The 23,376-nt window shown below is 62.9% G+C and carries 23 protein-coding genes; 15 read left to right on the forward strand and 8 right to left on the reverse strand.

The genetic code is table 11. From position 1 onward, the window contains the following. Positions 1–3: 3 nt before the first annotated feature. Entirely contained in the window at positions 4–1,758 is a 1,755-nt protein-coding gene (locus V8G57_RS02300; RefSeq protein WP_342828011.1) for a chloride channel protein, read from the reverse strand. A 10-nt stretch (positions 1,759–1,768) separates the two neighbouring features. Further along, entirely contained in the window at positions 1,769–2,176 is a 408-nt protein-coding gene (locus V8G57_RS02305) for a MarR family winged helix-turn-helix transcriptional regulator (protein WP_092392268.1), read from the reverse strand. A gap of 145 nt (positions 2,177–2,321) precedes the next feature. Between V8G57_RS02305 and V8G57_RS02310 the strand changes: the two genes are divergently transcribed. The 5 genes from V8G57_RS02310 to V8G57_RS02330 all read left to right on the forward strand — a co-directional run bounded on the left by V8G57_RS02310 (position 2,322) and on the right by V8G57_RS02330 (position 5,701). Then, positions 2,322–2,915, forward strand: a complete 594-nt coding sequence (locus tag V8G57_RS02310) for a YdeI/OmpD-associated family protein (protein ID WP_092392270.1) — start codon at positions 2,322–2,324, stop codon at positions 2,913–2,915. A 164-nt stretch (positions 2,916–3,079) separates the two neighbouring features. Next, the gene (locus V8G57_RS02315) at positions 3,080–3,613 is read left to right on the forward strand and encodes a sigma-70 family RNA polymerase sigma factor (protein ID WP_092392272.1); all 534 of its coding nucleotides are present in this window, start codon (positions 3,080–3,082) and stop codon (positions 3,611–3,613) included. Beyond that, positions 3,610–4,365, forward strand: coding sequence for an anti-sigma factor family protein (locus V8G57_RS02320; protein ID WP_342828020.1), 756 nt, complete (start codon positions 3,610–3,612; stop codon positions 4,363–4,365). Before V8G57_RS02315 ends, V8G57_RS02320 begins: the two co-directional genes overlap by 4 nt. 267 nt (positions 4,366–4,632) lie before the next feature. Continuing rightward, positions 4,633–4,965, forward strand: a complete 333-nt coding sequence (locus tag V8G57_RS02325; protein ID WP_342828021.1) for a hypothetical protein — start codon at positions 4,633–4,635, stop codon at positions 4,963–4,965. Between the two features lie 121 nt (positions 4,966–5,086). Continuing rightward, the gene (locus tag V8G57_RS02330) at positions 5,087–5,701 is read left to right on the forward strand and encodes a glutathione S-transferase (protein ID WP_092392279.1); all 615 of its coding nucleotides are present in this window, start codon (positions 5,087–5,089) and stop codon (positions 5,699–5,701) included. Positions 5,702–5,739: 38 nt separating this feature from the next. Here V8G57_RS02330 and V8G57_RS02335 read toward each other — a convergent pair whose 3' ends face one another. The 3 genes from V8G57_RS02335 to V8G57_RS02345 all read right to left on the reverse strand — a co-directional run bounded on the left by V8G57_RS02335 (position 5,740) and on the right by V8G57_RS02345 (position 7,821). Beyond that, complete coding sequence (locus V8G57_RS02335) at positions 5,740–5,883, reverse strand: hypothetical protein (RefSeq protein ID WP_175500841.1); 144 nt, start codon at positions 5,881–5,883, stop codon at positions 5,740–5,742. 22 nt (positions 5,884–5,905) lie between these two features. Continuing rightward, on the reverse strand, positions 5,906–6,262 hold the full coding sequence (locus tag V8G57_RS02340) for a hypothetical protein (RefSeq protein ID WP_139219965.1): 357 nt from the start codon (positions 6,260–6,262) through the stop codon (positions 5,906–5,908). 167 nt (positions 6,263–6,429) lie between these two features. Further along, on the reverse strand, positions 6,430–7,821 hold the full coding sequence (locus tag V8G57_RS02345) for an MFS transporter (RefSeq protein ID WP_342828023.1): 1,392 nt from the start codon (positions 7,819–7,821) through the stop codon (positions 6,430–6,432). Between the two features lie 126 nt (positions 7,822–7,947). Between V8G57_RS02345 and V8G57_RS02350 the strand changes: the two genes are divergently transcribed. After that, complete coding sequence (locus V8G57_RS02350) at positions 7,948–8,814, forward strand: LysR family transcriptional regulator (protein ID WP_342828024.1); 867 nt, start codon at positions 7,948–7,950, stop codon at positions 8,812–8,814. A gap of 22 nt (positions 8,815–8,836) precedes the next feature. Here the strand turns inward: V8G57_RS02350 and V8G57_RS02355 are convergent, their stop codons facing one another. The 3 genes from V8G57_RS02355 to V8G57_RS02365 are packed head-to-tail and all read right to left on the reverse strand — an operon-like array spanning position 8,837 to position 13,190. Further along, positions 8,837–9,919 carry a lipocalin-like domain-containing protein gene (locus V8G57_RS02355; RefSeq protein ID WP_342828026.1) on the reverse strand — a complete coding sequence of 361 codons (1,083 nt, stop codon included), beginning with the start codon at positions 9,917–9,919 and terminating at the stop codon, positions 8,837–8,839. Then, a complete protein-coding gene (locus V8G57_RS02360; protein WP_342828028.1) occupies positions 9,919–12,492 on the reverse strand; it encodes an FtsX-like permease family protein in 2,574 nt (857 codons plus the stop codon). The genes V8G57_RS02355 and V8G57_RS02360 overlap by 1 nt, the downstream gene beginning before the upstream one ends. Continuing rightward, entirely contained in the window at positions 12,489–13,190 is a 702-nt protein-coding gene (locus V8G57_RS02365) for an ABC transporter ATP-binding protein (RefSeq protein ID WP_254784852.1), read from the reverse strand. The genes V8G57_RS02360 and V8G57_RS02365 overlap by 4 nt, the downstream gene beginning before the upstream one ends. A gap of 287 nt (positions 13,191–13,477) precedes the next feature. On the opposite strand from V8G57_RS02365, the gene V8G57_RS02370 reads away from it, so the two are divergent. The 9 genes from V8G57_RS02370 (at position 13,478) to V8G57_RS02410 (ending at position 23,309) form a co-directional block, all read left to right on the forward strand. Further along, positions 13,478–13,840 (forward strand): COG4315 family predicted lipoprotein, encoded by a 363-nt coding sequence (locus tag V8G57_RS02370; protein WP_342828029.1) that lies wholly within the window; start codon positions 13,478–13,480, stop codon positions 13,838–13,840. Between the two features lie 55 nt (positions 13,841–13,895). Further along, entirely contained in the window at positions 13,896–14,414 is a 519-nt protein-coding gene (locus tag V8G57_RS02375) for a sigma-70 family RNA polymerase sigma factor (RefSeq protein WP_092392295.1), read from the forward strand. A 13-nt stretch (positions 14,415–14,427) separates the two neighbouring features. Next, entirely contained in the window at positions 14,428–15,210 is a 783-nt protein-coding gene (locus V8G57_RS02380) for an anti-sigma factor family protein (protein WP_342828030.1), read from the forward strand. Positions 15,211–15,412: 202 nt separating this feature from the next. Continuing rightward, a complete protein-coding gene (locus V8G57_RS02385) occupies positions 15,413–15,817 on the forward strand; it encodes a hypothetical protein (RefSeq protein WP_342828031.1) in 405 nt (134 codons plus the stop codon). A gap of 160 nt (positions 15,818–15,977) precedes the next feature. Then, positions 15,978–16,448: an aminoacyl-tRNA deacylase gene (locus V8G57_RS02390; RefSeq protein ID WP_342828032.1), complete on the forward strand. Its 471-nt coding sequence runs from the start codon at positions 15,978–15,980 to the stop codon at positions 16,446–16,448. Between the two features lie 153 nt (positions 16,449–16,601). After that, positions 16,602–17,834 carry a 3-methyl-2-oxobutanoate dehydrogenase (2-methylpropanoyl-transferring) subunit alpha gene (locus tag V8G57_RS02395; protein ID WP_342828033.1) on the forward strand — a complete coding sequence of 411 codons (1,233 nt, stop codon included), beginning with the start codon at positions 16,602–16,604 and terminating at the stop codon, positions 17,832–17,834. A gap of 2 nt (positions 17,835–17,836) precedes the next feature. Continuing rightward, complete coding sequence (locus V8G57_RS02400; protein ID WP_092392306.1) at positions 17,837–18,895, forward strand: alpha-ketoacid dehydrogenase subunit beta; 1,059 nt, start codon at positions 17,837–17,839, stop codon at positions 18,893–18,895. Further along, a complete protein-coding gene (locus V8G57_RS02405) occupies positions 18,892–20,151 on the forward strand; it encodes a dihydrolipoamide acetyltransferase family protein (RefSeq protein WP_342828035.1) in 1,260 nt (419 codons plus the stop codon). The genes V8G57_RS02400 and V8G57_RS02405 overlap by 4 nt, the downstream gene beginning before the upstream one ends. Before the next feature lie 128 nt (positions 20,152–20,279). Next, positions 20,280–23,309, forward strand: a complete 3,030-nt coding sequence (locus V8G57_RS02410; protein WP_342828036.1) for a transglycosylase domain-containing protein — start codon at positions 20,280–20,282, stop codon at positions 23,307–23,309. The last annotated feature ends 67 nt before the right edge of the window (positions 23,310–23,376 follow it).

A 23,376-nucleotide genomic window follows, 5' to 3' on the forward strand; every position in this document is an offset into this window, starting at 1 on the left:
GATTCAGCTCAACAATCTTTCGCGTTTTTGCTCTTCATCGAAAAACAGCCGCGACGGCTTGATCAGGTCGCTGCGGCTGATGATGCCGACCAGGCGCCGGCTTTGCAGGTCGCTGACCACCGGCAGCCGTTCCAGGTGGTGGGTCGCCATGCGCGCGGCGACGACCCGGCAGGTTTCGGACGGCAGCGCGACCAAGGCGGCAGATTGCTCCAGGCAGGCCGGATTGAACAAGGTCGCCAGGGGATTGCTGCCGTCGGCTTGTGGGCTGAAGCTGCTGCGTTCGACCATGCCCATCAAGCCTTGGTTCATGTCGACCACCGGATAGCAGCGGTGCACCTGTTGCGTACCGAAATAGCGCTCCAGCGTTTCCGCGATGGTGAGGCTGGCGGGAATCGCCGCCACCGCATGGGTCATCACTTCATCCACATGCTGGCGCTCGAGCGGATCGACGCCGTATTCGCGATAGATGTGATAACCGCGCCGGGCGATCTTTTCCGTCATGATCGAGCGCCGCATGGTCAGCACCGTAAAGCCGTAGGCGACGCCGGTGGTGAGCAGCAGCGGCAGCAAGGCATTGGTGTCGTGGGTCAGGCCAAAGGCAAACACGGCAGCGGTCAGCGGTGCGCCCAGGACTCCGGCCAGCACCGCAGCCATGCACACCAGCGGCCACAAATGCGCATCGCCGCCCGGCAGCCACGGCGCCAGCACCGTGCCCAGGCCGGCGCCGATGATCAGCAACGGCGCCAGCACGCCGCCGGAGGTGCCGGAGCCGAGCGCAATCACCCAGATCACGGCTTTCACCAGCAGCAGGCTCAGCGCCAGCTGCAAAGCCAGGTTGCCGTTGAGCAGATCGCCGATCACGTCGTAGCCTACGCCTAGCGCCCGCGGCTCGAAATAGCCGCCTATGCCGACCGCGACGCCGCCCAGCGCCGGCCACCACATCCAGTGGATCGGCAATTTGCCGAACAGGTCCTCGACCCGGTACAAGGCAGTCGACATCAGCGCCGACAATGCGCCGCCCAGGATGCCGGCAACGACGCAGGAGAACAGGGCGCTGAGGCCGATTTCCGGTGTCTGCAAGGGAAACAGCGGACCGGCGTCCAGCAGCAGAGGCCGGGTGAATCCGGCTACGGCGCAGGCAACGATGACCGGCAGCAGGCTGCGCGGGCGCAGTTCGAACAGCAGCAGCTCCACCGCCAGCAGCACCGCGGCCACCGGCGTGCCGAACACCGCCGTCATGCCGGCTGTCGCGCCGGCCACCAGCAGGGTCTTGCGTTCGGCTGCGGTCAGGTGGAAATGCTGTGCGATCAACGAGCCGATGGCGCCGCCGGTCATGATGATCGGACCTTCGGCGCCAAACGGGCCGCCGCTGCCGATCACGATGCCGGACGACAGCGGCTTGAGGACGGCGACCTTGGCCGACATCTTGCTTTTGCCGAACAGGATCGCTTCAATCGCTTCCGGAATGCCGTGGCCGCGGATCTTGTCGGAACCGAAGCGCGCGATCAGGCCGACGATCAAGCCGCCCAGCACAGGCAGCACGATCACCCAGGCTCCGAGATGGTGGCCGGCGGGTGAACGGGTAGCGAAAGACAGTGTTTGATAGAAGAACAGGTTGGTGAACAGCCTGATCAGGTTCAGCAAGGCGTATGCCGCCAGCGTGCCGAAGCCGCCGATGACCACCGCGATCAGGGAAATCCTGAGCAGCCGCGTGTCCGCTGCGAAATCGCGCTTGTGTGAGTGCTGTGTCGATGACATGGTGGGTTTCTCAGCTATTGATGGTCGGGATGCGGAAGATGTCGGCCAGGGTATTCAATTCGGCATGGTGCAGTTCGGCCAGCTTGGCGAGGCAGCGTTCGCCGGCCGGCAGCAGGTGGATGTTCACCTGGCGGCGGTCGACTTCGCTGTTGCGGCGCTGCACCAGCTTGAGTTTTTCGCAGCGCGATATCAGCGCCACCACACTGTGGTGCTGCGACTGCAAGCGCTCGGCCAGCTCGCCGACGCTGGCCCAGTCGCGGCCAGGAGTGCCTTTTACGTGCAACAGCAGCAGGTATTGCTGCGGAGTGACGCCTTCGCTCTGCGCCGCTTCTTCGCTGAAGCGCAGGAATTTACGGAGCTGGTAACGGAATGTCGACAGCGCTTCAAAGTCTTGCTTGGAGAGGGAGGACGGTGGCATCTGGCAATTGCCGCTTTGAGCGGCAGGGTTCTTGAGAGCGGTAAATATATCACAATACGATATATATTTGCTCAAGGCCGGCCCCGGTCCGGAGAACAAGGAAATAGTAATAGAATGCAACTTCCATCAACCCAGGAAAAAGCGGATGAATCCAGGTCACGGCAAGGCAGCGGAGTTGTCGGTAGAGCTTTTCGAGCAGCAAAAGGACTGGACCGCATGGCTGAAAAAGAACCACGGCAAGTCGGCCGGGGTCTGGCTGCGGCTGGCGAAGAAAGGTGCGGAGCAGAGTTCGGTTTCCTACCAGGAGGCGCTGGAGTCGGCGCTGTGCTACGGCTGGATAGATGGCCAGAAAAAGGCCGACGATGAACACTATTGGCTGCAGAAATTCACGCCGCGCTCAGCCAGGAGCATCTGGTCCAAGATCAACCGCGACAAGGCTCTGCTGCTGGTCGAGAGCGGCCGGATGGCGCCGGCCGGGCTGAAGGAAATCGAGCGCGCCCGAGCCGACGGCCGCTGGGAAGCGGCTTATGACTCGGCCAGCAAGTCCACCGTGCCGGCCGATTTCCAGGCAGCGCTGGATGCCAGTCCGCGCGCGCTGGCGTTTTTTTCCACGCTCGACAGCGGCAATCGCTATGCGCTGCTGTTCCGGATACAGACGGCAAAGAAACCAGAGACGCGTACCAAGCGGATCCAGGATTTCACCCTGATGCTCGAAAGGCACGAGAAATTCCATCCTTGATGCCGGGCATGAAATGGACATCCTTGACCTTCAGGTCGCGATCACTTGATCGACAAAGTCCTATACCGGTGTACCCTGTGGTTTGTTCCCGGATAAATGCCTTTTTCGGGAATAAATTTTTCGCATCTGCAGTCTTGTGTTTCATGAACCCTGGAAACGCGTGAATGACAGTCCCGACAAAAAAACAGCGATTCCAAGCGAACGTGCTGCCGCACTTGAATTCCGCATTCAACCTGGCATGCTGGCTCACGCGCAGCCGCCAGGATGCGGAGGATGTGGTGCAGGAAGCGTATCTGCGCGCCTTCAAGTTCTACGACGGTTTCCATGGCGACGACAGCCGCGCCTGGCTGCTGACGATCGTGCGCAATACTTTCTACACCTGGTACCAGGATCAGCAGAAGCAGCGGCAGGAGACGGTATTTGACGAGGATGTGCATGATTTCAGCGCGGCCGGCATGGCCGACGGCAACCCGGAGCTGCTGCTGATGCAGAAAGACAGCGAGCGGCAGCTGCAGCAGGCGCTGCACGCCTTGCCCGTGGAGTTTCGCGAGGTGATGGTGATGCGCGAGCTGGAGGAACTGTCCTATAAGCAGATCGCCGCGATTGTCGGCATCCCCATCGGTACCGTAATGTCGCGCCTTGGGCGCGGCCGTAAATTGCTGGCGGCAATCCTTGCGCCGGCCAGGCAGGAGGCATGATGGATCATCAGGAAACACTGGAGCTGTTGCCGGCTTTTGCAGACCAGGAGCTCGGCATAGTGGAGATGCAGGAAGTACAGCGCCATCTTGAAAACTGCCCCGATTGCCAGCGCGAATATGCGGCGCAGCGCATCGTCAGTGCACGCTTCAAGAAGGACGCGGTTTATTTCGAGGCGCCGCTGCATCTGGCGCACCGCATCAACAGCGCTTTGCCGGCAGAAGCCGCGCGCGCAAGATCCTGGGGTTTCAACTGGATGAACCTGGGCGCGGCCATGGCAGCCGGGCTGGCGTTGGCCTGGAGCGCCGGTTTGTATCTCAACCTGCCGTCAGACCAGGACCGGCTGACTGGCGAAGTGGTGGCCAGCCATGTGCGTTCGCTGCAGGTCGACCACCTGTCGGACGTGGTTTCAAGCGACCAGCACACGGTAAAACCCTGGTTCAACGGCAAGCTCGATTTCTCCCCGCCGGTGGTGGACCTGGCGCAGCAGGGTTTTCCGCTGGTCGGCGGCCGCCTCGATTATCTCGATGGCCGGCCGGTGGCAGCGCTGGTCTATCGCCGCGCGCGGCATCCGATCAATTTGTATATCTGGCCGAGCAACGACCGCGACCAGCCGCCGCAGTTGCAAAATCATCAAGGCTACCACCTGGTGCGCTGGACCTGGGACGGCATGAGTTACTGGACGGTATCCGACCTGGCCGCCAATGACCTGCAAAACTTCGTAGGGCTGGTGCGTTCCACTGTACGGCAATAGGCCGGCATTCAGGCCAGGAAGAAATATCGCTTTTGCAACATGTTTTCCTGTCAGGGCTTTTCTTTTACGTTGACCGACAAAGTCATAACATTTTCTTGTTTGACAGATGCCTGTCCGTGGACAACAGTGAATAGGTCCGGAATCGCAATCGCGTCTGCTTGATCAGGGCGTCGCCGCGAACTTGCAGGAATATGCAAATAACTGCCACTATTGACAGTTCAAGACGGATCACCAAAAGCGTACCATCAAAGGGATGAAACGGGCCGCATGCCCGGTGCGCCGCTGTCGCGGCGGAGCCGGGTATCCGCTATTTTTCCTGCACGATCGGCACTGCTTTTCCCGCGCGGCGGGAAGTCGATGTTTTTGCCAGGCAGGGAAATCTTTATCTTTCGACATTGGGCTAAGGAGATTGCAATGGTCAGGCTGACTGAAGCTACCGTCATTTTTAAAGGACTTGCCTACGAATTCGACAGTACCGGCGAGGCCGAGGAATTCAAGAAACGCCTGGAAGCCGGCGGTGATCCGAAGCGCTATGCGGACGCATTCAAATGTATTGATATCTACGCAAGCCCGGCCAAGCGCGAGGTGGAAGAGGCCTGATGTAACCGCCTTTGCTGCTGCCGGCAACCGGTGACCGCAGCAATCTGTGCTAGGATTTCCCTCCGATAAATTCAACGCGCCGGCTGCGTGCCGCGTCGCTGAACCATCAACAGGAGAACCTATGCAGCTCATCGGCATGCTTGACTCACCCTTCGTCCGCCGCGTCTCGATTTCCTTGCAACTGCTTGGCATCCCATTCGAACACCATTCCGTCTCGGTGTTCAGCACCTTCGAACAATTCCGCCAGATCAATCCGGTCGTCAAAGCGCCGTCGCTGGTATGCGACGACGGCGAGGTGTTGATGGATTCCAGCCTTATCCTGGATTACGCGGAAGCATTGGCGGCGCCGCGCAAGAGCCTGATGCCGGCCGCCATCGGCGAGCGCCAGCATGCGCTGCGGGTGATCGGGCTGGCGTTGGCGGCATGCGAAAAAACCGTGCAGATTGTGTATGAGCGCAATTTGCGGCCGGTGGAAAAGCAGCACGAGCCATGGGTCGTCCGCGTCCAGGGCCAGTTGTTCGCGGCTTACCAGGCACTGGAGCAGGAACTGCGCAACAAGCCGCTGGAAGCCGGCAGCAAGACGATCAACCAGGCCGGGGTGAGCACCGCGGTGGCTTGGCAGTTTACGCAAATGATGCTGCCAGAAATCGTCATCGCGGCCGATTATCCGACGCTGCAGGCATACTCTGAACAGGCCGAACACCTGGCCGAGTTCATCGCCGCGCCACCGTTATAAAATCCAGGAAGCTGCTACCCGCCCGAGCCGGGCGGTTCTTATTGCGCGCGTTTGGCGCCATGGCTGGCGCCCGTATCGTCGCACCAGGACGGGCGGACATCGGGATCGTCGCATTTCAGGTTTGGATAGGCGCAGCCGGACAGCAGCGAAATCAAGACCAGTATTCCTAGTGCTGTTTTCATGGGACCCGCCTGTGGCCTGGATTTAATTCATCATGCGGCACTGCCGCTGTTCACATTTGTAAAGCTGCTGCTGTCCATCCTGGCAACTGACCTGGTAGGTCTCGACGGCGCCGGTCTTTGCGATCAGCGTTGCACCGGGCTGGGCCGGCAGGCAAGCCGTCTTGCGCGCCATGCGCTCCACGGTGTCAGACAGTTCGCCGCCTTTGCGGGCCGATGGCTGCTGCGGCACATCGATCACTTGCTCCGACGGGCTCAGCGATTCCGACAGCGATACCGGCGCCGGACTGCGTTGCGGCGGCGTGTAGCTGCGCACGTTGGGCTGCAATGCGCTGCAGCCGGCAAGAAGGATAGCGGCGAGAAATAGAAATGAATTTTTCATGCGTCTCCCATTTAGGAATGCAGCAGGGTGCTGCTGGAATCAAATGTGTTAAATGTATCATCTTTCGGTTGCGCATAACTTGGTTAAGTGTAGCCCGGGATAGCAAAAAAAAGAAACCGCAAGCCACGAAAGCGCTTGCGGTTTCGGCCAGGCCTGCCAGCCGGTAGTCAGGCTTTGCCTGGACTCGTGATATAGCGCCCGACCAGCAAGGCGGCGGCGCCGTAAGCCAGGCCGATCGCGCCGAAGGCCAGCGGAATCCGTATTTCCCAGCTCGGCGCTGCGTGCAGGATGCTGCCGATGATGGCGACCCCGACCAGCGCGCCGATCTGGCGGTTGGCGTTCAAGGCCGCGGCGGCGCTGTTGGCGTGGCTGCGTCCGGCAATCTGCATGACGGTGGTGGTCATGGCGGGTACGGCAATGCCGACGCCCCAGTTGGCGATGGCGACCGCCAGCGCGAACAGCAGGTAAGAGGTGTGCGGCCGCATGCCGGTCAGCAGCGCGGCCAGCAAAGCCGCCAGCAGCAAGCCGCCCAGCATGGGCAGGCGTGCGCCCCAGCGCGCGGTAATGCGTCCCGACAGCAGGTTCCCGATAGAAAATACGGCCATCACCGGCAGCAGCTGCAAACCGGTGTGCAAGGCGTCGGCGCCACGCGCCTGCTGCAAGAACAGGCTCAGCAGGAACAACTGGCCGAATGCGCCGAAGTTGACCAGGAAGCCGATTGCATTGGCGGCGGCAAAGCGCGGCGTGGCGAATAATGCGCGCGGCAGCAGCGGCTCTGCGCCACGCCGTTCACGCCGCACCAGCAAGGCAAGGGCGATCACCACGAGCGCCGCGGTGGCCAGGATAGGCGCCGAGGTCCAGCCGAACACCGGCCCTTCGATCAAGGTAAAACACAGGCTGGCCAGTCCCGCGATGCCAAGCGCGTGGCTGGCGGCAGGCAGCGGCCGCCAGTGCCTGGGAGCGGCAGGAATCACCTTCTGCGCCAGCACCAGGCCCAGCAAGCCGACCGGGACATTGATCAGGAACACGCTGCGCCAGCCGAAACTGTCGACCAGCACGCCGCCCACCAGCGGACCCATGGCCGCCGCCACCGCGACAATCGCCGACCAGGTGCCCAGCATGTGTGCGCGGACGCGGTCGTCTTCGTAAGTGTGGGTCAGCAGGCTCAGGGAGCTGGGCATGAACAAGGCCGAGCCGACGCCCTGCAGCATGCGGGCGGCGATCAGGGTATTGCCGTCGGGCGCCGCGCCGCACAGCAGCGAACCGAGCATGAACACCACCAGCCCGCTCAGGTAGATAGTCTTGGCGCCGTAGCGGTCCGCCAGCGCGCCGCCGACCAGCAGCAGGGCGGCAAAGGTCAGCGTATAGCCGTCCACCACCCACACCAGGCCGCTCAGCGGCACCGACAGGTTGTGCGCGATATCGGACAAGGCGACATTGACGGCGGTAACGTCCAGCATCGCCATCACGAAACCGATCGCCAGCGTCAGCAGCGGCAGCAAACCGCCGGGTGCCGTGCGGGCAGCGCTGGCGGCGGGGATGGGGCATTGAGCTGACATGGTCTGTTTCTCCTGTGATGTGGCGGCATTGGTCGGCAAGGCTCTATGGTAGTCCGCCCAGTTGATGTAATAAATCCGTATAATTTCATTGGTCTGATGCAAAAATGCATCGCCAAGGAGAGCTTTATGGATTGGGACAACGCCCGGATTTTCCTCGGCATATACCGCGCCGGCACGCTGCGCGGCGCCGCGGCGCTGCTGCAGGTGGACCAGGCCACCGCCGGCCGCCGCCTGAACGCCATGGAGCAGGTTTTGGGCGCGCGCCTGTTCTTGCGCACCCCGACCGGCTACGTGCCGACCCCGGCCGGCGAGCTGGCGTTTGCCGCGGCGGAGCGGATGGAGCACGCCGCCGACCAGCTGCAGCGGCAGATGCAGGGCATTGACGATCGTCTATCCGGCGTGGTGCGGCTGGCAGCGACCGATACCATGGGCAAGCATTTCCTGATGGTCGCCATGCAGCGGCTGCATGCGGTGCATCCGGATATCCGGGTGGTGCTGAGCACCTCCACCCAGGTGTCGAACCTGACCCGGCGCGAAGCGGACCTGGCGGTGCGCACCATACGTCCCAGCAGCCCGGACCTGATCTCGCGCCACCTGACGCGCCGTGAAGTCGGCCTGTATGCGGCAAAAAGCTACCTGAAACTGCGTGGCGAACCGCAGCCCGATACGGCGCTGGCCGGCCATGACCTGGTGATCTACCAGCGCAGCATTTCACCCTCCCAAGGGGTGGCCTTGTGCGGCGAAGCTATCGGCAACGCCAAGGTGGCGATGGAAGTCAATTCCGGCCTGATGATGATCGAAGCGGTGCGCGCCGGACTCGGCATCGGCGAACTGCCGACCCACATGGCCGACGGCGATCCGCTGCTGGCGCGGATCTGGCCGCAGCGCGCCGAAGCCTACGACATCTGGCTGGTGCTGCACGGCGACCTGAACCGTACGGCGCGGGTGCGGGCGGTGGCGGATGCGATTGTCGAAGTCTGCGGCGAAATGTGACGCCGCCGCAAAAACCGGGTGCCTAGAATTTCAATGCCTTGAGATAACCGGTCAATTCCAGGTAGCCGCGCCCGACGCGCCGGCCGTTGCGGTTGACGGTCACAGCGCCTTCCCAATACACCGATCCGGTCGACAGCCGCGAATCGAGTTCCTGGTCATCCTGCAAAGGCGCCAGCGACCATTCGGCGGCGCCGGCATGCAGCACCTGCTGCACCGGATAACTGGCGTCGGTGCGCGGCGAACGCCAGCTGCGCTGCGGCTGGAAGCTGACCTGCCCGGGCGCGAACTGGGTAACCTTGCCATCGGCGTCGCGCAGTGCGGCGTGCGCCCACAGCTTGCTGCCGTCGCGGCTGCGGATCTGGAACGCCATCAAGGCTGAACCGTCATCCAGGTTGGCGCCCAGCCAGTCCCAGCCGACAGCGTCGGCGTCCAGCACGCTGGTGGACCATTCGTGATCGAGCCAGGCGCTGCCGCTGACTTCTTGCGCACGGCCGGCGCGCACCAGCTTGCCGCTGACCTGCAGCTGCGGCTCGCTATAGTAATAGCTGGCTTGCGCGGCTTGCGGTCCCTTGCGCGAATAGCCGTGGTCGCCTTGCAGCATGGGCGGCTGGACGGGTTTGAGGCTGAGCTGCAGGGTGAATTCATCGGCGGCGATGCTGGCCTGGTAGCTGTCGTCGGCGTTGCGCAGCAAGCGCCAGTCATCCACGGCGACATCGGTGTTGCCTTCCTTGGCATAGGCCAGGCCGAAACCGGCGCGCGCGCTTTTTTGCGCATGCAGGAGTTTGCCCAGGCTGGGATCCGACAGCGCCGCATGGGCGATGATCAGCTGGCTAGGGGCAAAGGCGCTCGGATTGGCGCGGTCGTGCTCGGTGGCGGAACGGAAGAAGGTGACCTGGAAACCGATCGGCTTGCCGTCCGGTGTGGCCAGCCAGCCGGTGGCGTACCACCATTCGGTGCGGAAATCGGGGTGGGCGCCGCTGTCCTGCGGCAGCGCCAGCTGCCGTTCCGGCGTCACTTGCGCGAAGCGCGGCGGCGCAGCGAATTGCGGCGGCGCCGCCAGCAACAGGACGCTCAGCAGCCAAAAACGGCAACAGCGAAAAAACATCACCAATCCTCCCGTACCGAATGCAGCACATCGACGGACACGGCGCGCAAGCCCGCCAGCAACGCCGTGGCGCCGGCCGACAGCAGCAGCAACAGCGCCACCGCCGCCAGTTCTTGCCATGGCATGTGCAGCTCCATGGTCCAGTGAAACGATTGCGGATTGACGATGAATACCAGGATCAGGCTGATGGCCCAGCCCAGCAGGAAACCGACCAGCATCCCCAGCGCGGTCAGCAAACCGCCTTCCAGCGCCAGCATGGACAGGACCTGGCGCCGCGTGACGCCGACATGGCGCAGCATGCCGAACTCGCGCGCCCGCGCCAGGGTCTGGGCGGAAAAGGTGGCCGCCACGCCAAACAGGCCGATCACGATGGCGACGATTTCCAGCAGATAAGTGACGGCAAAGCTGCGGTCGAAAATCTTCAGCGTCTGCGCGCGGATTTCGCCCGGCTGGGAAATCTCCAGCGCGGCGCCGAACGGCAATTGGCGCAGTGCGCTGATCACCGCGCCGGGATCGGCATCGCGCTGCAGCCTGAGCGCGGCGTCGGTGACTTCGGTGTCGCCGCTCAATCGCTGGTAATCCGCAAGGCGCAGCTGGATTGCTCCCGATTGCCGCGCATAGTCGCGCCAGACGCCGGCCACCGTAAAGCGGTAAGGACGGTTCGCCAGCGGCAGCGTGACCTGCTGTCCCAAGCGATAGCCATACAGGTCGACCATGGCTTCCGAGACCCAGATCGGCAAGCTGCCGGCGGCAATCGCGCCGGCCGGCAGCAGCGGACCGACGATGGGCAGCGCGCGGGCCGGATCGGCGGCGTCGATGCGGCGTGCGATCAGTATCACCGGCGGCCGCGCCGGATCCAGCGTGAGCGTCGAGGTGCGCAGGAAATCGGCGCGCGCCACGCCTGGAACGGCCGCCAGCAAGCGCTGTTCGGCAGGCTGCATGGCGCCGGTTTCGCCGCTGACGGCGGAACGCGCATACAGGTCCGCCGACAGCAATTGCTGCATCCAGTCGTCAACCGATATGCGGAAACTGGCGACCATGATCGCCATCGCCACGATCAGGCTGAAGCTGGACAGCACGCCGCCGAGCGCAATCGAGGCTTGCCCCGGCACGTTGGCCAGGCGCGCCAGCACCAGGGTCGTGAGCACGCCATGGCGGCGCCCCAGGCTGAATCTTTGCAGCGCAGAGAATGCCAGCGCCGCCACCCGCGGCATCAGCGTGATGCCGCCGACCAGCAGCAGCGCCACCGCGATGTAACCAAACACAGGCAAGCCGAACAGCGGCGGCAGCTGCGTCAGCAGCGCTCCCAGCAGCAGGCAGGCCAGCGCCGGCCAGGGTGTCGCCAGCGGCGCCAGCGCGGTTTCTTCGCTGCCGGATTTGAGCGCCGCCGCCGGATGCGCCCGCGACGCTTCCAGCGCCGGCGCCAGGCTGCCGAGCAAGGCGATGCCGCTGCCGAGCGCAAAAAAAACCAGCGCCGCCGGCAGGTCGAACTGCACGCTGGCCTGCACGCCGCGGAAATAGCCGCCGCCGAGGTCGCCGCCAAAAAAATGCAAGGCGGCGGCCGCCAGCGCGTATCCCAGCGCCAATCCAAGCAGCGCCCCGAGACAGCCCAGCAAAGCGCCTTCCAGCAATACCTGGCGCAGCAACTGGGCGCGCCGCCATCCGAGCACACGCAACAAGGCAAACTGCGAACGGCGCCGGATCACCGACAGCGCCTGGGTCGAGAACACCAGGAACGCGCCGGTGAAGAGCGCCACCAGGGCCAGTACATTCAGGTTGATGCGGTAGGCGCGCGACATGTTGTTATTGCTGCTCTCTTGGTCCTGGCCTGCCGATACCTGCAAATGCGGCGGCAATTCGGCCTGCAGCGCGCGCCTGAACGCTTCGCGGTTGACGCCCGGCTGCAGCTTGAGGTCTATGCGCGAGAGCTGGCCGATGCGTCCGAAGCGCCATTGGGCGGCGCCGATATCCATTACCGCGATCCGCTGCCCGGCGCGGGCGCCCGCCAGGCCGCCGGCCACCCGCAGGCTGACGCTGGCGGTGCCGTTGCGCAGCGCCAGCATCTGGCCCGGCCGCACCTGCAGCCATTGCTGGGCTGCCGGCGACAGGAAGATGGCGTCGTCGGCCAGGGTGTCGAACGGACTGCCGGAGTCGGCCATGCCGATCAGATCGGGCGTGATGCGGGCGGCGCGGAAGGTGTCGATGCCAAGCACTTTCAGCGCGCCGGTCTTGCCCGGCAGCGTGACGTTGAGCTCCAGCACCGGGCTGGCTATCGCCACGCCTTGCCGTTTTGCCAGTTGGGGATAGACGGCTTCGTCGACGGTCCCCTGCACGCCGCGCAGCTGCAGGTCGGACTGGCCGGACAAGCTCCTGGCGGCGGCCGAGAATTCGTTGAAGGCGGCGCCGTTGATCAGGTCTACCGCATAGCCGAGCGCGACGCCGAGCGCGATGGCGGCAATCGCCACCAGCGCGCGCACCGGGTGGGCGCGCAATTCGCCCAGCAGCAGCCAGCGCGCCAAGGTGCGCAGCGGATTGCCGGCGCCGGCGGCAGCTGTAGCGGCGGCAGGCGTCATTGCTTCAGCGGCTGCAAACCGTCTGCGCTCATGACCAGGATCCGGTCGGCGCTGGCGGCTGCGGCGGCGGAATGGGTCACCATGATGGCGGAGGCGCCGTTGGCCTTGATTTCCTGGCGCAGCAGGGCCAGCACTTCATGCGCGGTATCCGGGTCGAGGTTGCCGGTCGGCTCGTCGGCCAGGATCAGCTTGGGGCGATGCACCAGGGCGCGCGCAATCGCCACCCTTTGCATTTCGCCGCCCGACAGCTGGCGCGGGAAGTCGTTGCCGCGGCCCGCCAGGCCGACCGCCGCCAGCAGTTCCAGCGCGCGTTCCTGCGGCGCGCCGTTGAGCAGCAAGGGCAGGGCGACGTTCTGCTGCAAGGTCAGGTGCGGCAATACATGGAAGGCCTGGAAAATGAAACCGAGTTTCTGCCGGCGCAGCAAGGTGGCGGCGTCGTCGTCCAGGCTCGACATGCTGACACCGTCGATCAGTATCATGCCGCTGTTGGCGCTGTCGAGGCCGGCAATCAGGTTGAGCAAGGTCGATTTGCCGACGCCGGAGTCGCCCATGATGGCGACGTATTCGCCGGCCGCCAGCGCAAAGTCGAGATGCGCCAGCACCACCCGGCCATGGCCATAAGACTTGCGCAGTCCGCGGCATTCCAGCGCCGGGGGAGCATCGACGGCAGGGGGCATGGTTTCAGTGTCGGTGTGCATGCAAGATTGTTTTATCGATTAGCTTAGATGTCGGCAGTGTAGAGGATTTTGCGCAATGACTCGGATTCCCCAGGCAAACCGTGCGCAAATCCGATAAGGACCTGATCCCGCGACGACGCAGCCCGTTGCTGAAGGTAAATGGTCAGCAAAATGAAAATAATGTATCAAATGGTTGCAGAAAGTTGGAATAAACTCGTCATGCCGGACGTTTAACTGCTATCCCAGCAATCATTCGCCCGGCTGGTTCTGATCTGTATTTTTCCCGACGATCATCCTGAGGAGGAATCATGCGAAAACCCCTATTTCTGCTGCTGAGCTGCGCCGCTCTTGCGATACCCGCCCTGGCCGAAGCACCCAAGGCTGTCAATGGCAAGCTGGTGGATGACGAAGGCCGCACGCTGTATACCTTCGACAAAGATACGGTAGCAGGCAAGAGTGCTTGCGAGGGCGGCTGCGCCGCAAATTGGCCGGCGGCGCTGGCGGATTCCTATGACAAGGCCGCTGCCGACTGGAGTTTTGTGACAGCCGCCGACGGCAAGCGGCAATGGGCCTACAAGGGACATCCGCTGTACCGTTTTGCCATGGACAAGAAAGCCGGCGATGCCAACGGCGACGGCAAGGGCGGCGTGTGGCACACGGCGAAACCCTGAGCAAACGCGGCGCGTATCGGCGACTGGCCTGGGTGCTAGAGAATGCAATGCCTTTATGAGTTTTGAGGCCGACATGGTGGTCTGGCTGCCGGCGCTGCGGCGTTACGCCCGCGCGCTGACAGGCGATGCCGCATGGGCTGACGATCTGGTGCAGGACACGGCGGAGCGCGCCCTGAACCGATGGCATACCTTGCAGCCGCAAAGCAATGTGCGGGCCTGGCTGTTGACCATCCTCAGGCATTTGTATATCGACCAGCTGCGCAAGCGCCGCGAAATCGCCGTCGATGAAGATAGCGCGCCCTGGCGCACGATGGCGGCGCCGGCCGATGAAGTCGACGGCCTGTTCCTGCTCGACGTGCAGCGTGCGCTGTATCGCCTGCCGCTCGATCAGCGCGAAGTACTGTTGCTGGTCGGCCTGGAAGAGCTCAGCTATCAGCAGGTTGCGGCCATCCTGGACATTCCGGTCGGCACGGTGATGTCGCGCCTGTCGCGTGCCCGGGAGCGTATGCGCTCTTTGTTGAAAGAGGACCCGGGCAGCAAACGGCCGCCTCTTAAAGTAGTCAGCAACAAGTAGCGAGAGACACGCCATGAACGAAGAGACCACCTCCAAGCTGCCGGACCCGGACGAAGCACATTTGCAGATGCTGTCGGCATGGGTCGACAATGAACTTTCCGGCCCCGGGCAGGCTGCCGTCGCCGAGCGGCTGGCGAACGATCCGCAGGACAGCGCTCGCGTCGCCGACTATCGGGCGCAGAATGCCGGTTTAAAAGCCTTGTTTGCGACGCCGCAAGATAACGTCCAATGTATTTTCCTGCCGCGCCGGACGCCCTGGTGGCGCAGTGCCGGGATGGCTGGAGGCTGGCTGGCGGCGGGCTTGCTGTGCGGCTTGGCGTCCGGCTGGCTGAAGCCGTATCTTTTCAACGAGCAGCCGGCGTTCGCCAAGCGTGCCGACATTGCCTACGCGGTCTATGCGCCGGAGCAGCGGCATCCGGTTGAAGTTGCCGCTGCCGAAGAAGCGCATTTGATCAGTTGGCTGTCGAAGCGCCTCAATCATCCGCTGGCGGCGCCATCGTTGCAGGAATACGGCTACACGCTGGTCGGAGGGCGCTTGCTGCCTGGCGAAGCCGGTCCGGCAGCGCAGTTCATGTACCAGGACGGCGAGGGTGAGCGATTGACCTTGTACGTCACCGCCGTAGCCAAGGACGCCACGGCGTTCCGGCTGCTGCATGAGGGTAAGCGCAGCACCTTTTACTGGATAAGCGAGGGCATGGGATATGCGCTGTCCGGACAAACCTCGGTGGCCCGCCTGCGTTCCATGGCAATTGACGTGTGCAGCGCCTTGGGCGGCCATCCCGAGGCTTGGCGCTGACCACCCCGGCGCTGGCCGGGATCGGCTTTTTCCAAAAAATATCGATGGAATAGCCGCACCGTCTCCTTCGTTTACATATCACAGGCTGGCTTGGCGCCGGACTGCGTACCGTTCCGGTGTCGGTTGGCTGGGAGCAAGCCGATATTGCGGAGCGCCGGGTTTGCACGCGCCGTTACGTCGGGCATTCATTTAGGACGACATCATGTATAACGAAATTCCTTTTGTAGTGCTATTGCTGGCCCTCTCCGCCTGCAGCGGGAGGCAAGGCGGTTCGGACTATGCCGGGACCGGCAAGCCGAGTTGCCAGAAATTGACGACCCAGGCCGAAATCAACGGCAAGACAGAGCCGGTTACCGGCGTTGCTTGCCAGCAAAGCGACGGCACATGGCAATTCATGCAAAACACCGACCGGCCATACTACGGTTATCCATATGGCTATTATTACGATCCCTGGTATTGGGGGCCGTTCGGCTTCGGCGCGGACTTTGTCTTCATAGACCGGGACCATCACCATCACCACTTTAACCACGGTTCGACGATGCATCAGAGCGTTGCGGCAGGTGCCGGCTTTCATGGGCACGGCATGGGCGGCGGGATGCGCCACTGACCCGGGTTCCGGGATGCGGCCAGGCCGCCATCGGATGGGGCCAGGCCGCGCCATGCTGCGGATGTTGCGCCGATAAGCCTTCACAGAAGGCTGGAAGCGCACTATATTGAGACAAATAGCACATAATTCTCTGTCCACCTCATCCCGGAGGAGGATCGTCATGTCGATTTCCGCCACATTGGAAGACTGCCTGCGCAGCAAAGGCAGTCATTACAAGATCCTGCATCATCCGCACACCCTCAGCAGCACCGGCACCGCAGAGGCGGCGCATATCCCGGGCGACCGCCTGGCCAAGACAGTGGTCCTGGAAGACGAGCATGGCTATGTGGCTGCGGTGCTGCCATCGACCTTTCACTTGCATTTGTCCGACCTGTGGGACAAGACCGGGCGGCACCTGGTGCTGGCCAGCGAAGATGAGCTGCGCGAGATGTTCAAGGATTGCGATGTAGGAGCGCTCCATCCGGTCTGCAGCGCCTACGGCATGCAAACCTATCTCGATGAAAGCCTGGCGCAACAGCCGGAAATCTATTTCGAGGCAGGCGACCACGAAGCCCTGATTCAGATGCAGACAACGCAGTTCCTCGATCTCATGGACCAGGCGGAAAGAGGACGCTTCGCCCACCGGATGTAGGACGCCGACGCGCTGCGTGCAGGCCGCTCGCGCGGTTCGCCGCACGGCATCGGCTGTGTGCGACGCAAAATAAAATGCTGGCAGGCCGTAAAGCACGCCGGCGCTAAAGTAAGCTAAACTCAACTGGACATCACCAAGCGCGAGGGAGCGGGTATGAGCCAGTGCAAGCCTCTGACGTTGCATGTTCCGGAACCTAGCGGCCGGCCCGGCCACGAAACCGATTTCTCCTACCTGCATCTGGCGGCGGCCGGCGCGGTGCGCCGGCCGCCGCTGGACGTGCAGCCGTCCGACACCGGCGATCTCGCCTATGCCCTGGTGCGGGTGCTCGACGACGAAGGCAACGCTGTCGGCCCTTGGGTTGCAGAAATAGAGCCTCAATTGTTGCGCCGCGGGATGCGGGCCATGATGAAAACGCGGATTTTCGATGCCCGCATGGTGATCGCGCAGCGCCAGAAAAAAATGTCCTTCTACATGCAGAGCCTGGGCGAGGAAGCGATAGGCACGGCGCACGCGATGGCGCTGCAGGAAGGCGACATGTGTTTCCCCACCTATCGCCAGCAAAGCCTGCTGATGGCGCGCGAGGTCCCTTTGGTGGACCTGATTTGCCAGCTGCTGTCGAACCGGCGCGATCCTATGAAGGGACGGCAGCTGCCGGTGCTGTATTCCGTGCGCGCCGCAGGTTTTTTCTCCGTTTCAGGCAATCTTGCCACGCAATTTATCCAGGCGGTCGGCTGGGCCATGGCCTCGGCGATCAAGGGCGACACCAAGATCGCTTCGGCCTGGATCGGCGACGGCTCCACCGCCGAATCCGATTTCCATACTGCGCTCACTTTCGCACATGTATACCAGGCCCCGGTGATTCTCAATGTGGTCAACAACCAGTGGGCCATCTCGACTTTCCAGACGCTTGCCGGCGGCGAGAGCACCACGTTCGCCGCGCGCGGCGTCGGCTGCGGCATCGCCTCGCTGCGCGTCGACGGCAACGATTTCCTGGCCGTGTACGCTGCTTCGCGCTGGGCCGCCGAACGGGCGCGCTGCAACCTGGGGCCGACTCTGATCGAATGGATCACTTACCGCGCCGGTCCGCATTCGACTTCCGACGATCCGTCCAAGTACCGGCCGGCGGATGACTGGTCGCACTTTCCGCTGGGGGATCCGATTGCCCGCCTCAAGCAGCACCTGATCCGCATCGGCGTATGGTCGGAGCAGGAACACCAGGATACGGAACAGGAACTGGAGGCGCAGGTGATCGCGGCCCAGAAAGAGGCGGAACGCTATGGCACCCTGGCCAGCGGCCAGATTCCTGACCCGGCGACGATGTTCGAGGATGTCTATAAAGACATGCCGGAGCATCTGCGGCAGCAGCGCCGCCAGCTGGGCGTGTAACCATGGCCGCCCAGAAAGACGCCAAACCGGCGATGGCGCAGACGACTACGCCGATGACGATGATCCAGGCGCTGCGTTCGGCGATGGACGTCATGCTCGAGCGCGACAGCAATGTGGTTGTTTTCGGCGAGGACGTAGGGTTCTTTGGCGGCGTGTTCCGCTGCACCGAAGGTTTGCAGGCGAAGTACGGCGCTTCGCGCGTATTCGATGCGCCGATCTCCGAGGGCGGGATTGTCGGCGCAGCCGTCGGCATGGCTGCCTACGGTTTGCGGCCGGTGATCGAGATCCAGTTCGCCGACTACTTTTATCCGGCCTCGGACCAGATCGTCTCCGAGGCGGCGCGCCTGCGCTACCGTTCGGCCGGCGAATTCACTGCATCGATGACGATCCGCATGCCCTGCGGCGGCGGCATCTATGGCGGCCAGACCCACAGCCAGAGCCCGGAAGCCCTGTTCACCCATGTCTGCGGCTTGCGCACGGTGATGCCATCCAATCCGTATGACGCCAAGGGCTTGCTGATTGCATCGATCGAAAATGACGATCCGGTGATCTTCCTGGAGCCGAAGCGCCTGTACAACGGTCCGTTCGACGGCCATCACGACCAGCCGATGGTGCCGTGGTCCAAGCATCCGCTGGGCGAGGTGCCGGACGGCTATTACACCGTGCCGCTTGAATCCGCGGCGATATTCCGTCCCGGCGCCGAGCTGACGGTGATTACCTACGGCACCATGGTATTCGTATCGGCAGCCGCCGCGCGCGAGACCGGCATCGACGCCGAGATCATCGATTTGCGCAGCCTGTGGCCGCTCGACCTGGAAACCATCGTCGCCTCGGTCAAGAAGACCGGGCGCTGCGTGGTGGTGCACGAAGCCACGCGCACCAGCGGCTTTGGCGCGGAATTGACGGCCTTGGTGCAGGAACATTGTTTCTACCATCTGGAGGCGCCGATCGAACGTGTCACCGGCTGGGACACGCCTTATCCGCACGCCCAGGAATGGGCTTATTTTCCCGGTCCGGCCCGCGTCGGGGCTGCCTTCAAACGCGCGCTGGAGGCAAGATGAGCGTCCATGTGATCAAAATGCCGGATATCGGCGAAGGGATCGCCGAGGTTGAACTGGTGGCCTGGCGCGTCAAGGTCGGCGAGCGCGTGGTCGAGGACCAGGTGCTGGCCGATGTGATGACCGACAAGGCCACCGTCGAGATTCCATCGCCGGTTGTAGGCAGGATAGCGGCGCTGGGCTGCGAGCCCGGCCAGGTGCTGGCGGTAGGCGGCGAACTGATACGCATTGAGGTCGAGCCAACAGAGCATGCCGCTGCGGCGTTGCCCGTTCTGCCGCAGGCAGCGGCCGCGGCGGTCGCTGCGCCGCCAAGGGAAGTGCCGTCTTCCAAGCCGCCGGCGCAAGGCCCCGGCTCAGTGCAAGCGATACGGCAGGCCGCCGGCTCGCCGACTGCGTCGCCCGCCGTGCGTCGGCGCGCCCGCCAGCTCGGCGTCGAGTTGCAGGATGTGCCTGCGAGCGGCGCCGATGGCCACATTACGCATGAAGATCTCGACGCTTATGTCACGCTCGGCGGCAGCCTGCCGGCGGCGCGCGCCGGCGATGGCCGTTATGCCGAGCGTCATGGCGAAATAGCGATGCCGGTCATCGGCTTGCGCCGCAAGATCGCTCAAAAGATGCAGGAATCCAAGCGTCGCATCCCGCACTTTACCTACGTCGAGGAGTGCGATGTCACCGAAATCGAGGCGCTGCGCCAGCATCTGAACGCAAGATGGAGCGGCGAACGCGGGCGCCTGACCTTGTTGCCGCTGCTGATGCGCGCCATGGTGCTGGCGTTGCGCGAGCACCCGCAATGCAACGCCCGTTTCGATGATGACGCCGGCGTGGTGACGCGTTACGACGCAGTACATATCGGCGTCGCCACCCAGACCGCAGCCGGCCTGATGGTGCCGGTGGTGCATCATGCCGAGGCGCGCGATCCGTGGTCGAGCGCGGCCGAAATCGCCCGCCTGGCCGAGGCCGCGCGCGCGGGCAGGGCGGTGCGGGCGGAACTCTCCGGTTCAACCATCACCGTCACCAGCCTGGGCGCCTTGGGCGGCCTGGCATCGACTCCGGTGATCAATCACCCGGAGGTGGCGATTGTCGGCATCAACCGGATTATCGAAAGACCGGTGATACGCGGCAATGTGGTGGTCGCGCGCAAGATGATGAATCTGTCGTCCTCGTTCGACCATCGGGTGGTCGACGGCCTGGATGCTGCCGAGTTCGTGCAGTCGCTGCGCGCTTATCTCGAATTTCCAGCTACCTTGTTTGTGGAGTAGCGAAGACGCGGTTCTGATATTCCCTGGTTCGTGATAAGCGCTTCAATCGCAGCTAGACACAGGCTGAAAAGGCGATTATCTTGATATTCAGGCACTCCCGCCAAGTCGCATTCCTACTCATAAAAAAAGTGACGCTACGTAAATGGGGCAAGTGGCTGTTGCTGGCCGGTTTGTTAGGGTTATTGACGCTTGTAGCCCGGCTGGCCGGTAACGAGTTGCGCTCATCGCAATGGCAAGCGCGGCGGCTGTCCGAACTTGGCCGCGAACTGACATTCAAACTTGAGCCCGGGGCAAGCGCGGCTATCCGTTTTCCTAAATCCGGCCCTTACGACGAACGTCTCGGCTATAGCAGGATTCCCGCTTTTACCGAATATCTGATCAAGCACGATTACCGGATTACGCAACAAACGCGGATCTCGCCCAAGCTTGCGGAGCTCGCGGACAAAGGCATTTCCCCGGCCTACCGCGAGAAGAACCGGGCGGGCCTCGATTTGTTGGACTGCAATGAACAGTCGTTGTATTCGGAACGTTTTCCCGAACGCAGCTATAGCGATTTCGAGCTGGTGCCGCGCCTGCTGGCAGACACGCTGCTTTTTATAGAAGACCGCGATTTGCTCACTACCCGCTATCCGTTGCGCAATCCGGCGATCGACTGGGGCCGTTTCGCCAGGGCCGTCTTCGACCAGGGTTTGCATGCGCTCGATAAATCGCACCAGACGCCGGGCGCCAGCACCCTGGTTACGCAGATCGAAAAATACCGTCATTCGCCTGAAGGCCGCACCGCATCGCCAAAGGAAAAATTGCGGCAGATGGCGTCGGCGTCGATCAGAGCGTATCTGGGCGGCGAGAACACGCTGCCGGCGCGGCGGCAGATCGTGGTGGATTACCTGAACACGGTGCCGCTTGCCGCCAAGCCCGGCTATGGCGAGATCGATGGCCTGGGCGACGGCCTGTGGGCCTGGTACGGCCGCGATTTCGCGGAGGTCAACCGGCTGCTGGACGGCAACCCCGGCCTGGCAGCCAATCCCGATCAGCTACAGCGCAGGGCAGAGGCATTCAAGCAAGCGCTCTCGCTGATGATCGCGCAACGCCGGCCATCGTATTACCTGCGGGAAGGCGCGGCCGACCTGGAGCAGCTGACCGATAGCCATTTGCGGCTGCTGGCGGCAGCGGGAATCATTCCGGCGGCGCTGCGCGACGCGGCGTTGCCGGTCAAGCTGAGCCTGCAGCAAAAACCTGTCAGCGCGCCGCCGATCTCATTTGTCACGCGCAAGGCGGTAACTGCATTGCGCGCGAATCTTTCCGGCTTGTTGCACGTTAATCACCTGTACGACCTGGACCGTCTCGATCTCACCGCGGCGACCACCATGAACGGCGAGATGCAGCGGGAGGTGACGACCGTGCTGCGCCAGCTCAGGAAACCGGCTAACGCAAAAGCGGCGGAACTGTATGGGCATAACATGCTCAGCCCCGGCGACGATCCGGACAAGCTGATTTTCAGTTTTACGCTGTTCGAGCAGCGTGGCGGCGCCAATCTGTTGCGCGTGCAGACTGATAATTTCGACCAGCCTTTCGATATCAACGAAGGCGCCAGGCTCAACCTGGGATCGACCGCCAAGTTGCGTACGCTGATTACCTATCTTGAAATCATCGCCGATCTGCATCAGCGTTACGCCGGCATGACGCCGCAGCAGCGCGCCGGGCTGCAAGTGGAGAAGGAGGATGTCTTGAGCCTGTGGGCGCTGGCTTACCTGGCGCAGGCGCGGGACAGCGGTTTGCCCGCGATGCTGGAAGCAGCCATGGAGCGCCGTTACTCGGGCAGCCCGGGGGAAACATTCGTGACCGGCGGCGGCGTGCAGACATTCACGAATTTCGAATCTGAAGAAAACTACAAAGTGATGACGGTACGCGAAGGTTTCCAGCAATCCGTGAACCTGGTTTTTGTGCGGCTCATGCGCGACGTCGTGCGGCACTACAAATTCAAGATGGCTGGCGCCGGTTCGGCGTCGCTGGACGGCGAGAACGCAGCGAAACGGCAGGAGATACTGTCTCGCTTTGCGGATAAGGAAGGGCGTCAGTTCATGGTTCGCTTCTACCGCAAATACCACGGCAAGACACCTCAGGAATCGCAAGAGCTGCTGTTGGAAAACCTCCATCCGGCGCCAGCCCGGCTGGCCACGATATTCCGCAGCATAGCGCCGGACGCGGATCTGCAGCATTTTTCTGACTTCATGCGCAAGCAGTTTCCCAAAGACGGCTTGTCGGAGGACAAGTTGGCTGCGTTGTATGCGCAGTACGGGCCGGATAAATTTTCACTGGCCGATCGCGGCTACATCGCACGCATCCATCCGCTGGAGTTGTGGCTGCTCGGATTCATGCGCCAGCATCCGGACGCGACGCTGACGCAAACGCTGGAGGCCAGCCGTGATGCGCGCCAGGATGTCTACGCCTGGCTGTTCAAGACCCACAATAAAAATAAGCAAGATAAACGTATCCGGCAAATGGTGGAGCTGGAAGCGTTTCTGGAGATCGGCCGCGCCTGGCGGCGGCTCGGTTATCCCTTTGAATCCCTTACTCCCTCTTACGCAACCGCGGTTGGCGCGTCGGGCGACCGGCCTGCGGCGCTGGCGGAATTGATGGGGATTATCGTCAATAAGGGCATGCGTCTGCCGCTCAGGAAATTGCAAACCCTGGAGCTGGCGCAAGGCACGCCTTATGAAACGCACTTTGAGAATAGCGGGCCGGCGGCGGAACGGCTGTTGCCCGAAGAGATAACGGACGTGGTGCGCCGTTCTCTGATCGACGTGGTGGAGGGCGGGACCGCCAAGCGCCTCCAGGGCGGCTTGCCGTCACGCCATCCGAACGGCAAGCCGCTGGGAGTCGGCGGAAAAACCGGCACCGGCGACCAGCGCTTCGAGGTCTACGCGCCCGGCGGCAGACTGGTTTCCTCGCGCGCCGTGAACCGTTCAGCCACGTTCGTGTTTTTTATCGGCGATCGCTTCTTCGGCACCATGACCGCCTATGTTCATGAACCCTATGCGGCCAGCTACAAGTTCACCAGTGCGCTTTCGGTACAATTGCTCAAATCGCTGACGCCGACCTTGCTCCCCATGATGGAAACGGACGCAGGCAACCCGTCATTGGCCTGCCGGCATTGACTGCCCCGGTTTTGCTTTTTGCAAGTGATGCCTTGGGGCCTGTATCATGTCGCACATCATGCTGCAC

The sequence above is a fragment of the Collimonas rhizosphaerae genome, from assembly GCF_038896935.1.
Taxonomy (GTDB): Bacteria; Pseudomonadota; Gammaproteobacteria; order Burkholderiales; family Burkholderiaceae_D; genus Collimonas; species Collimonas rhizosphaerae.

Coding starts and splice junctions, on each gene's coding strand:
- V8G57_RS02300 (WP_342828011.1), bottom strand. CDS start 1,758: ATGTCATCGACACAGCACTCACACAAGCGCGATTTCGCAGCGGACACG.
- V8G57_RS02305 (WP_092392268.1), bottom strand. CDS start 2,176: ATGCCACCGTCCTCCCTCTCCAAGCAAGACTTTGAAGCGCTGTCGACA.
- V8G57_RS02310 (WP_092392270.1), top strand. CDS start 2,322: ATGAATCCAGGTCACGGCAAGGCAGCGGAGTTGTCGGTAGAGCTTTTC.
- V8G57_RS02315 (WP_092392272.1), top strand. CDS start 3,080: ATGACAGTCCCGACAAAAAAACAGCGATTCCAAGCGAACGTGCTGCCG.
- V8G57_RS02320 (WP_342828020.1), top strand. CDS start 3,610: ATGATGGATCATCAGGAAACACTGGAGCTGTTGCCGGCTTTTGCAGAC.
- V8G57_RS02325 (WP_342828021.1), top strand. CDS start 4,633: ATGCCCGGTGCGCCGCTGTCGCGGCGGAGCCGGGTATCCGCTATTTTT.
- V8G57_RS02330 (WP_092392279.1), top strand. CDS start 5,087: ATGCAGCTCATCGGCATGCTTGACTCACCCTTCGTCCGCCGCGTCTCG.
- V8G57_RS02335 (WP_175500841.1), bottom strand. CDS start 5,883: ATGAAAACAGCACTAGGAATACTGGTCTTGATTTCGCTGCTGTCCGGC.
- V8G57_RS02340 (WP_139219965.1), bottom strand. CDS start 6,262: ATGAAAAATTCATTTCTATTTCTCGCCGCTATCCTTCTTGCCGGCTGC.
- V8G57_RS02345 (WP_342828023.1), bottom strand. CDS start 7,821: ATGTCAGCTCAATGCCCCATCCCCGCCGCCAGCGCTGCCCGCACGGCA.
- V8G57_RS02350 (WP_342828024.1), top strand. CDS start 7,948: ATGGATTGGGACAACGCCCGGATTTTCCTCGGCATATACCGCGCCGGC.
- V8G57_RS02355 (WP_342828026.1), bottom strand. CDS start 9,919: ATGTTTTTTCGCTGTTGCCGTTTTTGGCTGCTGAGCGTCCTGTTGCTG.
- V8G57_RS02360 (WP_342828028.1), bottom strand. CDS start 12,492: ATGACGCCTGCCGCCGCTACAGCTGCCGCCGGCGCCGGCAATCCGCTG.
- V8G57_RS02365 (WP_254784852.1), bottom strand. CDS start 13,190: ATGCACACCGACACTGAAACCATGCCCCCTGCCGTCGATGCTCCCCCG.
- V8G57_RS02370 (WP_342828029.1), top strand. CDS start 13,478: ATGCGAAAACCCCTATTTCTGCTGCTGAGCTGCGCCGCTCTTGCGATA.
- V8G57_RS02375 (WP_092392295.1), top strand. CDS start 13,896: ATGAGTTTTGAGGCCGACATGGTGGTCTGGCTGCCGGCGCTGCGGCGT.
- V8G57_RS02380 (WP_342828030.1), top strand. CDS start 14,428: ATGAACGAAGAGACCACCTCCAAGCTGCCGGACCCGGACGAAGCACAT.
- V8G57_RS02385 (WP_342828031.1), top strand. CDS start 15,413: ATGTATAACGAAATTCCTTTTGTAGTGCTATTGCTGGCCCTCTCCGCC.
- V8G57_RS02390 (WP_342828032.1), top strand. CDS start 15,978: ATGTCGATTTCCGCCACATTGGAAGACTGCCTGCGCAGCAAAGGCAGT.
- V8G57_RS02395 (WP_342828033.1), top strand. CDS start 16,602: ATGAGCCAGTGCAAGCCTCTGACGTTGCATGTTCCGGAACCTAGCGGC.
- V8G57_RS02400 (WP_092392306.1), top strand. CDS start 17,837: ATGGCCGCCCAGAAAGACGCCAAACCGGCGATGGCGCAGACGACTACG.
- V8G57_RS02405 (WP_342828035.1), top strand. CDS start 18,892: ATGAGCGTCCATGTGATCAAAATGCCGGATATCGGCGAAGGGATCGCC.